The organism is Moorella naiadis (nom. illeg.) (assembly GCF_051020825.1).
Classification (GTDB): Bacteria; Bacillota; DSM-521; order Neomoorellales; family Neomoorellaceae; genus Neomoorella; species Neomoorella naiadis.
Genome location: NZ_JAXGFQ010000013.1, coordinates 1 through 12,361, shown reverse-complemented (window position 1 = coordinate 12,361; position 12,361 = coordinate 1). Strand labels below are relative to the sequence as shown.

General features: G+C 53.7%; 11 protein-coding genes and 1 pseudogene. 9 read left to right on the top strand and 3 right to left on the bottom strand.

Annotated features, from left to right (window positions below; translation table 11 throughout):
- The first annotated feature begins 4 nt into the window (after nucleotides 1-4).
- The 8 genes and pseudogenes from SDD30_RS09755 to SDD30_RS09720 all read left to right on the top strand — a co-directional run.
- Nucleotides 5-682: a corrinoid protein gene (locus SDD30_RS09755; RefSeq protein WP_434074729.1), complete on the top strand. Its 678-nt coding sequence runs from the start codon at nucleotides 5-7 to the stop codon at nucleotides 680-682.
- Between the two features lie 7 nt (nucleotides 683-689).
- Nucleotides 690-1,448: a hypothetical protein gene (locus SDD30_RS09750; RefSeq protein ID WP_434074728.1), complete on the top strand. Its 759-nt coding sequence runs from the start codon at nucleotides 690-692 to the stop codon at nucleotides 1,446-1,448.
- 39 nt (nucleotides 1,449-1,487) lie between these two features.
- Nucleotides 1,488-3,110: an amino acid permease gene (locus SDD30_RS09745; protein ID WP_434074727.1), complete on the top strand. Its 1,623-nt coding sequence runs from the start codon at nucleotides 1,488-1,490 to the stop codon at nucleotides 3,108-3,110.
- A 25-nt stretch (nucleotides 3,111-3,135) separates the two neighbouring features.
- Nucleotides 3,136-4,074, top strand: coding sequence for a metallophosphoesterase family protein (locus SDD30_RS09740; RefSeq protein ID WP_434074726.1), 939 nt, complete (start codon nucleotides 3,136-3,138; stop codon nucleotides 4,072-4,074).
- 24 nt (nucleotides 4,075-4,098) lie between these two features.
- A complete protein-coding gene (gene gbsB / locus SDD30_RS09735) occupies nucleotides 4,099-5,262 on the top strand; it encodes a choline dehydrogenase (protein WP_434074725.1) in 1,164 nt (387 codons plus the stop codon).
- 23 nt (nucleotides 5,263-5,285) lie between these two features.
- On the top strand, nucleotides 5,286-5,693 hold the full coding sequence (locus SDD30_RS09730; RefSeq protein ID WP_434074724.1) for a 4Fe-4S dicluster domain-containing protein: 408 nt from the start codon (nucleotides 5,286-5,288) through the stop codon (nucleotides 5,691-5,693).
- 1 nt (nucleotide 5,694) lies between these two features.
- A complete protein-coding gene (locus SDD30_RS09725; protein WP_434074723.1) occupies nucleotides 5,695-7,533 on the top strand; it encodes an aldehyde ferredoxin oxidoreductase family protein in 1,839 nt (612 codons plus the stop codon).
- A gap of 266 nt (nucleotides 7,534-7,799) precedes the next feature.
- Nucleotides 7,800-8,462 (top strand): annotated as a pseudogene (locus SDD30_RS09720) (nucleotidyltransferase family protein); the annotation flags it as partial.
- A 34-nt stretch (nucleotides 8,463-8,496) separates the two neighbouring features.
- Here the strand turns inward: SDD30_RS09720 and SDD30_RS09715 are convergent.
- Complete coding sequence (locus tag SDD30_RS09715; protein WP_434074722.1) at nucleotides 8,497-9,192, bottom strand: ImmA/IrrE family metallo-endopeptidase; 696 nt, start codon at nucleotides 9,190-9,192, stop codon at nucleotides 8,497-8,499.
- Nucleotides 9,179-10,075, bottom strand: coding sequence for a LexA family protein (locus SDD30_RS09710; protein WP_434074721.1), 897 nt, complete (start codon nucleotides 10,073-10,075; stop codon nucleotides 9,179-9,181). Before SDD30_RS09710 ends, SDD30_RS09715 begins: the two co-directional genes overlap by 14 nt.
- 154 nt (nucleotides 10,076-10,229) lie before the next feature.
- Here SDD30_RS09710 and SDD30_RS09705 point away from each other — a divergent pair, with 154 nt between their 5' ends.
- The gene (locus tag SDD30_RS09705; RefSeq protein ID WP_434074720.1) at nucleotides 10,230-11,435 is read left to right on the top strand and encodes a helix-turn-helix transcriptional regulator; all 1,206 of its coding nucleotides are present in this window, start codon (nucleotides 10,230-10,232) and stop codon (nucleotides 11,433-11,435) included.
- A 482-nt stretch (nucleotides 11,436-11,917) separates the two neighbouring features.
- On the opposite strand, the gene SDD30_RS09700 is transcribed toward SDD30_RS09705, so the two are convergent.
- Nucleotides 11,918-12,361 (bottom strand): zinc ribbon domain-containing protein (locus tag SDD30_RS09700; RefSeq protein ID WP_434074719.1); only part of this gene is annotated, 444 nt, incomplete at its 5' end.

Genomic DNA, 12,361 nt, shown 5'->3' with positions numbered 1-12,361 from the left:
GGGTATGCAAGTGCTGGAGCAATTGAGAAAAGCGGTAATTAACGGCCAGGCCCTCCAGGCCAAAGTCCTGACCGAAGCGGCCCTGGAGGATGGGTGGGCTCCTTATGACATCCTGGAACAGGGCCTGATTGTTGCCATGCGATTGGTTGGCGAGGAATTTCGCCAAAATATTCTATATATCCCTGATGTCCTGATGGCTTCCCGGGCGATGCACGCGGGGATGCAGGTGTTAAAACCGCTATTATCCCAAAGCGAGACCAATTTACCGGGACGGGTGGTTATCGGTACGGTGGCCGGGGATTTACATGATATTGGCAAGAACCTGGTGGCCATGTTACTGCGCAGCAAGGGCCTGGAAGTAATCGATCTGGGCATTGATGTACCGCCGGAAGAATTTGTGCGGGCGGTAGTTACCTACCAGCCCCAGATCCTGGCCATGTCGGCCCTTTTGACCACGACCATGCCGGTAATGGCTACGACCATGCAGGCTTTACAGGCCATGGGCCTGCGCCAACGGGTGAAAGTAATGGTAGGTGGCGGGCCGGTTACCGGCGAATATGCCAAAGTGATCCAGGCCGATGGTTACGCAGCAGATGCCCGCCTAGCAGCGGAAGCAGCACTACGTCTGGTGGGCTACCCCGGGTGGGGGAAGGTAGCGGCACTAAAAGCAAAAACGGGGTGAAGCAGGGATGGGCAAGCAGGAGGAATTTATCCGGGAAGCCCGGCGGATCGTAACTGCTGCCAGGGAACAAAAATTAGCTTTGCGTTTACTCGGTGCCCTGGCCTTTAACTACCACTGCCCCCGGTATAACTACCTGCAGGAACAGTTAGGAAGGGTATTTACGGATATTGATTTTGCCGGCCGCTCCGGCGACCGGGAGGCGATCAGGCAATTATTTGCCGGGTTGGGTTATGCGGAGGATATGCAGGTTACCATTTTATACGGTGCAGGGAGGTTGGTCTTTAATAATCCCCGGGGCGGCTGGCATAGCGATGTCTTCCTCGACAAGCTGGAATTCTGTCATGATATCCCCCTGGCCCGGCGCCTGGAGGTTGATGAATTAACCATTCCCCTGGCGGAGATGCTCCTGGAAAAGATGCAGATTGTCAAAATTAATCAAAAGGATATTATCGATACCATTATGCTTTTACGCGAACATGAGGTAGGGGCGCAGGACACCGAAACGATCAACGGGCAATTAATAGCCGAGCTATGTGCCAGGGATTGGGGGTTATGGCGGACAGTCACCATGAACCTGGAGAAAGTTAACCAGCTATTGGCACAATTTACGGCCCTAACGGCCGCGGATGTGGCTGATGTCAGGGAGAAGATGCAAATCTTGCTCGCCTATATAGCCGGGCAGCCGAAATCAACGGCTTGGAAACTGCGCCATAAAATCGGCGCGCGGGTGAAATGGTACAAAGAAGTGGATGAATTAGGGCACTGATTAAAAGCAATAATTCCAAAAATAGGGAGGGAACTTTAAATGGCAGAACCCACTATGTTTGTCCGTAAAGCCAGCGGGCTGGTGCGGGCCTGGTCGGTTTTCGATGGTTTCATATACGCCACTTTTTCCATTAACCTGATTACCCTGGGACTTTATATTTTTTCCTCCGCACCCTTTTTACCGGCAGCCCACCTGGTCCCGGCCATTGTTATCAGCAGCCTGTTAATCCTGGCCGAAGTCGTGGTCTATGGCATGCTGGTGGCCATCATGCCCCGGGCTGGGGGTGATTACGTCTGGCAGAGCCGGGTCCTGGGCGGCGGCCCGGGTTTTGTCCTGGCGATTACCGGCTGGGCCTTTATCCTCTGGCACTGGGTACCCATCTACGGTACTATTCTGGCCTATGAAGTCTTGACGCCCATTTTAGCGGTTCTGGGCGGCTGGACGGGGAGCCCCGGTCTGGTGCAGGCCGCCCTGTGGTTTTCGGATAAAAACGGCTTGTTTCTTTCCTCTTTAATTGTTATTGGCCTGGCCTTTTTGTTTGTCGGTGCCGGGATGAAGTGGTATGCCCGCATCCAGAAAGTGTGTTTCTTTATCGGCGCTGCCGGCCTGTTGCTAGCCATCCTGGTATTACTGGTTTCCAGCCAGGCGCAATTTATTACCAGTTTTAACCACTATGCCGCCACTTTCCTGGGTGCCCCGGGGAACAACCTTTACCAGGAAATCATGCAATTAGCCAGTAAAGAAGGCTATACGCCGGTAGCCTGGCATAATATGTCATTTAGTGCCAGCCTGTCCCTCATTCCCATGGTAGTCTTCTGGAACCTGTGGCCCAACTGGGGGGCGACATTATATGGCGAAGTCCGGGGAGCGGGCGACTTCAAGCGTAACTTCTGGAGTATGGCTGCCGGCCTGCTCATCACGGCGGCCCTGGCCATTATTCTCCTGGCCCTTTTTGCCAAAACCTTTGGCTGGGAATTCTACCATGACCTTAATTATGATTTCTTCTCCGGCAAATCGCCCTTCCCCGTTTATCCCTATCCCGGCCTGCTGGTGGCTTTCCTAACCAACAATCCCCTGCTGCAGCTGTTGCTCCTGGTGGCCTTGAGCGCCTGGTTCTTCGGCTGGTGCGGGACGGTCTTTCTTTCATCCACCCGGGTGGTCTTTGCGGCGGCCTTTGACCGGGTCCTGCCGGAATGGGTAGCCCGGGTATCACCCCGGACCAGGGCGCCCATCAACGCTTTATTATTAATGGCCATCCCGGCGACCATAGTAAGTTTACTCAATTCCTATTTGCCGGGTTTTTCCACCTATACCCTTGATGCCACGGTAGTTATCGCCATTACCTACCTGGGAACCACAGTGGCGGCTATTCTCTTGCCTTACAAGGATAAAGAGCTTTTCCAGTCTTCACCGGTGGCCAGATATAAGCTTGGCGGCATCCCCTGGATAAGTGTGAGCGGGGTAATCTTTCTTATCTTCCTTTGCTTCAATCTCTATAAATGGATTACCGATAGTGTTTATGGAGTTAATAACCCGGCGTCGGCAGTTTATATGCTGGTATTATACGCCCTGGCAGTGGCAATCTACTTTGGCTCCAAGTGGTTCCGCCGCCGGCAAGGTATTGACCTGGATATGGTCTATAAGAACATCCCGGTAGAATGAAAGCCATGATGAAAGGGGTGCAGAGATGGCCCGGATATTTTTTGCTACTGACGTCCATGGTTCGGAGATATGCTGGAAAAAATTTATTAATGCAGGTAAATTCTATCAGGCAACGACCATTATTCTCGGCGGTGATATGACCGGCAAAGCCCTGGTACCCCTTGTCCGCACGGCTGCCGGTAGCTACCGGGCCTCGTTCTTAGAGGAGCAGGTAAATCTTAAAGAAGATGAAGTGCCCCCGTTCACAAGAATGGTTGCTGACCGCGGTTATTATCCCATCGTCCTGACGGAAGATGAGTTCCAGGAATTAAATCAAAATCCCGAGGCAGTACACCGGAGTTTTAAGGACAATGTGCTGCAGGTAGCGGAACGGTGGGCCGCCTACGCCGATGAGCGGCTGGGCCAGTGGGGTATCAAGTGTTTTATCTGTCCGGGCAACGATGATATGTTTGAGCTTGATGCAGTTTTTCGCCAGTCCCGGCACGTCCGGCTGGCGGAGGAAGAAATACTGGAGGTGATACACGGGTGGTTCATGGCCAGTACCGGCTGGTCCAATCCCACGCCCTGGGAAACTTACCGCGAATGTGACGAAGATACCTTGCTGGCCAAATTAGAAAATATCATCGCCAAGGTAACCGATATGGAGCACTGTATCTTTAATTTCCACGCACCTCCCTACGGGTCCGGCCTGGATGAGGCGCCGGAGCTGGACAGTTCTCTACGCCCCAAGTTTGCCGGCCGTTCCCTGGTACCGGTGGGGAGCCAGGCGGTACGCCAGGTAGTGGAAAAGTACCAGCCCCCCTTGGGCCTTTTCGGGCATATTCATGAGGGGAAGGGAGTCAAACGGCTAGGCCGGACCATCTGCCTTAATCCCGGCAGTTCCTATGAGCAGGGGACCCTGTTGGGAGCGGTGATTGACCTGGATGGGAAAGGTGTCAAAAAATATGTCTTAACTTCCGGCTAGATCTTTAGGAAAGGTGTGAGCGTGATGGTTAAGATGCAGAGCTGGGAGCAGCTGACGGCGGTTAAGCACGGGCCAGGAGTCCTGGCCAACCTGGGGGCGGAAGTGAGGCGGCTGGGAGGGCGCAAGCCCCTGGTAGTTACTGACCAGGGAGTAGTCAAAGCGGGGTTATTGGAACGGGTAACAGCCGTCCTGGAAAAGGAAAGTATCGCGTATGCTCTCTTTGACCAGGTAAAGGGCAATCCCCCGGTGGAACTGGTGGGTGAGGGTACAAGGGCTTACCAGGCGGCAGGAGCAGATATGCTTATTGCCGTCGGCGGCGGCAGCTCCATAGATACGGCCAAAGCTATCGGCGTCGAAGTAGTCCATGAGGGTTGTATCCTGGACTATGAATACGGCCATCAAGAGATTACCAGGCGTATCCCGCCCTTAATCGCCATCCCGACAACGGCTGGCACGGGTAGCGAAGTAACCCTGTGGGCGGTGATTACCGACCCCCGGCGCAAGATCAAGTTTAATGTGGGAGGCACACCTCTGATCGGTCCCCATGTCGCCCTGGTTGATCCCGAACTGCTGACCGGCCTGCCGCCTCACCTGACGGCCTGGACAGGGCTGGATGCCCTCTCCCACGCCATTGAATGCTATACCTGCGCTTATGCCCAGCCCATTACCGATGCCGTGGCTCTCCTGGCCATCGAATATCTCGGCCAGTATTTGCGACGAGCCGTGGCTTATGGCCAGGATATAGAAGCACGCTATAAAGTTGCTATGGCGGCCACCCTGGCCGGGATGAGCTACGGCGTGGACAGCGCCGGGGCAGTCCATGCCATGGCCCAGACCTTTGGCGGTTATATTGACGTCCACCATGGCTACCTGACGGCGGTGATGTTACCGGTAGTCATGGCCTATAACTGGATGGGTTGCCCGGAAAGGTATGGCCGCATTGCCCAGGCCATGGGTGAAAATATAAGCGGGCTCAAAGTAAATGACGCCGCCCGCCTGGCCGTTAAAGCCGTTACCGAACTTGTTGCCGACCTGGAGATCCCGCCCCTCGGGAGTACGGGGGTGACGGAAGCCGATCTCCCCGAGCTGGCCAGGCTGGCTTACGAGGATCCCCAAACAATCGGCAATCCCCGGGATATCGATTATGAAGGCTATCTCAAACTCTACCGGCAATTACTGGCGCAATAAAGCAGGTGAGGGGGGGGAGCAGGATGCCCCGGCTGGCGGCTGCCTTTGACTTGTGTACGGGTTGTGGGATCTGTCAACTTGCCTGTTCGTTCCGGCAGACGGGCAACCAATTTAACCCACGCTGGGCACTATTACGCATCGAGTTACGGCAGGAGGGCTTAATCAGCTGGCCCGTTGCCTGTGCCCAGTGCCGGAACGCCTTTTGCCTTTCGGTGTGCCCGGCAGGGGCTATTCATAGGGAAGACAACGGGATAGTGACCATTAAGACAGAGCTCTGCACAGGTTGCGGTCTTTGTAGCCAGTATTGCCCATTACAAGTAATTACCGTGCGGAACGGGGTGGCCTATAAATGCGACCTTTGCCAGGGCCAGCCAGAGTGCGTGGCGGCCTGTCCTGCCGGGGCGCTGATGGTGGTAGCAGAGGAGGGGTAGCATGGCCGGTGGCTATATGGGGCAGTTCTTGCTTATTGACCTGACGCGGGGCCGGGCTGAACCCCTGGCGGTGGAGACCGAATTAAGGGAGCAATTTATCGGGGGCAAAGGCTTTGGTGCCAAATTACTCTTCGATCTCGTTCCCGGCCGGGCCGATCCTCTGGGAGAAAATAACGTCCTGATGTTTCTCCCCGGCCCTTTGACGGGCACCCTGGCGCCGGCAATGCGCGGTTGCGTGGTCAGCAAATCGCCCCTGACGGGGACCTTCGTCGATTCCTACTTCGGCGGCTCCTTCGCTCAGGAGATCAAATATGCCGGCTACGACGGCCTGATTTTCAAGGGTAAAGCAGCCGAACCCGTCTATGTTTTGATCGAGGATCACAGGGTTAGCATCAGGCCGGCAGGCCACCTGTGGGGTAAGGATACCTTTGCTACTACTCACACCATTAAAGCCGAGGCGGGCGAGACGGCCAGAGTGGCCTGCATCGGCCCGGCGGGGGAAAAGCTGGTCCGCTTTGCCCTGATTAATTGTGAATATAACCGCCACGCCGGCCGGGGCGGCTGCGGCGCGGTCATGGGAGCCAAAAATCTCAAGGCTATTGCTATTATTGGCACTAGAGGCGTAACCGTCCATGATCCCCTTGCCTTTAAAGAAGCGGTAAACCGGGCGCGGGAAGAGCTCCAAAAGAGTGTGGCCATTGAGGCCTTTACCGTTGACGGGACACCCGGCTCTATTCCCTTTGCCGACGAGGAAGGCCTGCTGCCAGCCTTTAACTACCGGGAGGGCTCCTTTAGCGGCGCAACTGCCCTTGATGCAGCCACCCAGCGGCGCCGGCTGTGGCTGCGCCAGGCCGCTTGCCTGTCGTGCCCCATTGCCTGCGGGAAAATAGGTGTGATTCGCCGGGGAGGATATACGGGTACGATCACGGATGTAGTTGAATATGAAACAGCGGCTATGCTGGGAGCCAACTTAGGTATCGCCAATACGGAAGCAGTGGCTTACCTGGCACGCCGGTGCGATGCCCTGGGGTTGGATGGCATGTCGGCCGGCGGTGTGATCGGTTTTGTTATGGAGGCTGCCGGACGGGGCCAGCTAGACGCCAGTCAATTTAATGAGGAGTTGCCTGCCTTTGGCGATGCTAAGGGAGCTATACGTTTGCTGGAGGAGATTGCCTGGCGCCAGACGCCCCTGGGCAACCTGCTGGCGGAAGGGGTGCGCCGGGCAGCAGCGGCCCTGGGGCCGGCGGCCGAAGCATATGCAGTTCATGTCAAAGGCCTGGAGACGCCGGCCTGGGGTCCCCGCGGGGCGCCGGGGATGGCCCTGGCTTATCTGACCGGCGACCGGGGCGGGTGCCACCAGCGCGCTTTCCCCATCCTTTATGAAGTAGGAGGTGAAAGTTGGCAGGGGCAGAAGGTTGAGCGGCTGGGGCTGGAGGGCAAAGCGGCCCTGGTAATCTGGTTACAGAACTACCTGGCCGGCCTGGATACCCTGGTTAAATGCGACTTTGCCCAGTACGGCATCAGCGGGACGACTTATGCGTACCTGTTGTCAGCAGCCACCGGCTGTACTTACACCGAGGCAGATTTGTACCTGGTAGGGGAGCGCATCTGGAACCTGACGCGCCTCTTCAATTACCGCGAAGGCTTCCGGCGGGCCGATGACCGGCTGCCACGGCGTTTTTTAGAGGAACCCTTACCGAACGGGCCGGCCGCGGGGCATCATTTGCGACCGGCGGACTGCGAGGCTATGCTGGATGATTACTATGCTTTACGGGGATGGGATGCTACCGGTCAACCAACGGCAGCCACCCTGGCCAGGCTTAATTTACAGGCACCATAGCGGTGCCTTTTTAATGACCCGGAAAGCTGGCAACCGGCAACGGTCGGACGCGGCCCTAGCGATAACCTTTCTTTATTAACCGCAACCTGGGCCTGTGGCGACTGCTGGAAAACGTCCATAAATGGTGGGAATGGGCCCGGGCCGTCTTAGGTTAGAAGCGAGAATCCCGGCAGACCTTCAGGAAAGAAGGCTGCCGGGAATTTTTTTTAAAGAGCGGGGGAAAAATGCTTAAAGATGGCCAATCTGGATTAGGCAGGTGGCTGGATATGAAGGCGATCATCATGGCTGGCGGGGAGGGGTCGCGCTTGCGGCCCCTGACCTGCAAGCGGCCCAAACCCCTGGTGCCGGTAGCCAACCGGCCGGTGATGGAGTACTGTGTCGATCTGTTACGGGACCTGGGGATCACCGAGGTGGGGGTAACCCTGCAATACTTACCGCGCTTGATCGAAGAATACTTCGGTGACGGCGGTGATTTCGGCCTGCACCTGCATTATTTTGTGGAGGATAAGCCCCTGGGTACCGCCGGCAGCGTCAAGAACGCGGCGGCTATTTTGGATGAAACCTTTATCGTGGTCAGCGGCGACGCCCTGACGGATTTTGACCTGCGGCCGGCTATTGTTCGGCACAAGGAAAGCGGCGCCTTGGCCACCCTGGTGCTGGCGACAGTTGACAACCCCCTGGAGTACGGGGTAGTGATTACCAATCCGGACGGCAGTATCCGCTCCTTCCTGGAGAAGCCGAGCTGGGGCGAAGTCTTCAGCGATCGGGTCAATACGGGCATCTACATCCTGGAGCCGGAAGTCCTGGATTTAATACCCGACGACCGGCCCTCTGATTTCAGCAAAGATCTTTTCCCCCGGCTACTAAAGGAAAAGCGGCCCCTTTTTGGGGTGACCCTGTCCGGTTACTGGTGCGATATCGGCATGTTAAACACAGATGTACCACAAAAAATTGCGGGCAAAATTAAGGCCCGAAAAGCTCATCAATAAAATTCCCATCGACGAAATGCAGTTCCAACCCGCACGCGCATACCAGGCTGTATGTATCAGCGGTAGGGTAAAGGCTGCTGCCGCACTCGGGGCATTTGACCGGGACAGATTCTCTTATATCTATTATATCCGTAAAGTCATAATGCGGGAAAATGCTTAAGTGCAACTGCCTGTAAGCGCTGGGTATCAAGATGTTTTTTAAGCGTATGCTCATGGCTTCCCGCGACACCCGAAAATCGAGGGCCATCTGCAAAAGAGATTTTATCTTGCGCTGCACAATGCATTCCTTGACCATAAAAGAAGGAATCAGCAGCTCTTCCGTAAAGACGTCGGCTTCCCTTTCGTAGTCCGGATCCCTCTGGATGTCAAACTCCTCCAAGGAGTAAAGGGGGTGCCCAAGGACAATATGAGCCAGTTCGTGGGCGGCCGTCCAGCGGTTTTTGACATAATTCCGTTCTTTGTTGATAAAAATTGCCGCGAGACCTGTTTCGGTTATCCCGGTCCACCCGTCTATAGGAATGCCTTCAAAAAACACTATATTAATCTTGTTTACCATGTCGTCCCGGTAGTTCTTGATGATTGAGTATGGATTTACCGGAAAAGAGCTTACGCCCGCCTCTGAAAGCGTTCTCCTCGCGGCCAGGCGGGCTTTCGATTTATTTGCCGCCATCTTTGCCTGTCTCCTCAATTATTTGCGTTTCCTGGGCTTCTAGGGTTTTAAACCATATCGTCAACATATCAGCCATGCCTTCTTTGGCCTGTTTTGACAGTTTATTTTTAGCCCTGCCTACGATCATTAAAGTCTTGCGGATGGCAGGGTCTTCTTTTATGTCTTCAATAGTAAACCCAAGCTCCAGCAGCTCGCGCTTGTCGGCAGGAAGCTCTTTGTACTGCTCGGGCTGCTTGATGACCTGGACTACCACACCAATAATTTTAGACTGCGGGTCGTCGATAAAGATATCTTTATATCCGGGGTTGGCCGCCCGCAATAGATAGCGGCCGTCATTGTTTTTAAGTAGATATCTAACCACATCTGTATTATCAGCAGTTTCCGGCCGTAATACAACCATGTTGTTAGGTTCAGCATAATTGGTTCTTTCGCAAATAACTGCGTCGCCTTCGTTTAAAAAAGGCGCCATCGCATCGCCCTGGACTATCCAGGCAAAATCGGTTTTCGGTTTAGTGGACACATTAAGATAGTCGCTGATGTTGGCGATACTTAGCAAGCGTTCTTCCGGCAAGATTTTTTTTATTACCGGTACCTGACGAGTTTTGGTCTCTTCGATAATCATGTCAATGTTTTTTTTATGGCCGGGTCGGTTTTCATCCTGGCTTTCCCCGATGAACCACAAAAAGTTTTTTTCCAAGGCCCTGGCTATTTTTAAGAGGAGGTCGACGGTGAAGTTTATCTCGCCTTTTTCATAACGGTAAAGGGTCTGCCCGGTAATGCCGACCATTCCCGCCAGTTCCTTGCGGGTCAACCCGGCTTCTTTCCGGGCATTTCTGACCTTAATTCCTATAAATTTATTGTTTATTAATCTATTTTCCTGCACAGTCATTCCCCCTTAATATTAAACTGCCATGCATATATATTCGCCGCCGGATTAAAATATCCTCTTGACGTATAATAAACATTTCAGGTATAATATCTCCAGCAAGAAAAATTTTATACCTGCAAGTTTAAAAAAAATACGAGGGGGAAGCCGGATGAGCCCGCTGCAACAGGTAATCTGGGAGCTTCACAACCAGGGATTGGGAGCGAAAAGGATAGCCGCCAGGCTGGGGAAAAAGCCGGACAATATCAAGACGCAGTTAAAACGGATCAAGGCAAAAATTAACGCTCCCGGTAAGATTTTCGACGAAGATATAGACGACATCCTTCCCAAATTAGAAACCCAGCAGAGCCAGATAGCATTTTTAGCTTCCAGGGGGTATACGACCGGACAAATAGCTGAAAGGACAGGAGCAGGCGCGAATATAATAAGCGTCCAGAAATGGCGCAGCAGGCAGGAAAAATTGAGGATACGGCGTTACTTTATAAGCCAAGAAGAAATCAAGACCCTGCCGGCTGCAAAAAACAATTTTGACTCCGATATAGCGCGAGTGACGTACGAAGTATTCGTAAAGAGCGATAGAATTACCCACGAAGAGCTTGCTAAAATGGGGACACAAGGTTTAGGTGGGTGGCCGGCTAAAAAGGCGATTTTAAACGAACGAGCGAAGATGTTAAAAACCATGATAGCCTCAGGGAGACAAAAAGTGCTGGTGGTAACGGTAAAAGAGGGGCCGTGGTATAATATGGTAAATGATATGTTAGGGGAATACAAAAAGATAAATGAGTATACATACATTCCAAACGCATGGGATTTGCACGAAAAGGAAGTAAACGAGCGTATAAAAGCAGCGCTGGCAACTGTAAAAACAAAAATGATCGGATATAAGGACGGCGTAGAAGTATACGAGCTCAACGAACAGAAGGAGACGGCGGTGGTGATAAGACCGCTGGGAAATAACCAGGCCGCGGTAGTAGCGACGGCCTGGAAAAGCGACGGTGGGAAAATAGGAAAAAAAGGTGTGGAAGGCCCGGTGAGCATGAGTATAGAAGGAATAAAACTTGGTGATACTCGCGTTGATCCCGCGGGGGTCGCTTTCCAGAGGCAGGGAGAAAAATGGGTGACGCTGGGCGCCGGGCTCCTGCGGAAAGACGACATGGCGCGGCTCCGAGGGGAAGCGATAGTTGAGGTGATGAGGTGGAACGAGTGTTTGCCACAAGTTAAAATTATAAAATTCGACGACATGGAAACAGCCTGGGCGGTAGCGGCGTTTGTGTTGAAGAAGCCCTGCTGGATATTGACAAACCACAAACTCTATGATTTCCGGCGGCTGCGTTCAAACAAAGGGACCGCGGCTTAATATGTTAACCTGGCTCTATTTTAACCGGCAGGTATAAAACTTATTACCCTGGGGGAGAAAGGCCGTTCAGGGGCCGAATGTGGGGCTCTGGGGGCATTCTATGCGCGGGCGATAAACCCGTGGGCCTAAAAACATTTTGCTTGACTTAATTAGTCATATGGGGTATAATCGAAGCGACAACAAAGAATTAGCCCCAGGGGGGTAACAAAAATCTTAACAAGTTAACTCCCGGGGTTAAGTATTGCCTGAAAACGTAGGTTGTTAGAAAACGACCTGCGTTTTTATTTTACATGGAGTAAGGCAGGCTTAAATAAGGTAACGTGGGCTTTAAAAAACGAGCCCGCGTTACTGTGTAGGGTTAAAAATTAACCCAAGAAATTGGCTTTAGAGAGAGTAGTTACATGCAAGAATTAATACTGGTCAAAAAATCTACAGACCTGACTTCCTCCCCATGGCTAAAGCCAGGGGGTTCCTGAAGCGGCTTACGCCGCTTGAGGAACGCTGTTCGCCGCCTTGAAAGGCGTACTGACAGCGAATTCGAGGCGGCTTTCCCACCGGTGGCGGTTCCACCGGAGTACTTGCGGCCTCTGGGGTGCAGCCTTCACCCCGTGCCCCTTCGAGGAGCCCTTAAGGAGTATGTTTAACGCCGCATTGGCGTCGGCGTGCCAGACGAGCCCGCAACGCAGGCAATAAGCTTTGTTGCGCATAAACCTGTCCAGCCTGGCCCCGCAGACGGCGCAATAAGAGGACGTGCCCCTGGGTTCAACCGGGACAACCTGGACCCCGGCCTTAAAGCAGGCAGCTTCTATCGCCTTCCGCAGCATGCGGAAGGCCCAGAAGTTGTGTACCAGGAGGTTTCCGGGGCCAAAGTCCATGTCGGCGCGTATCCCCGTCAGGTCTTCCAGGTAGAGAACAGTCACTTTATT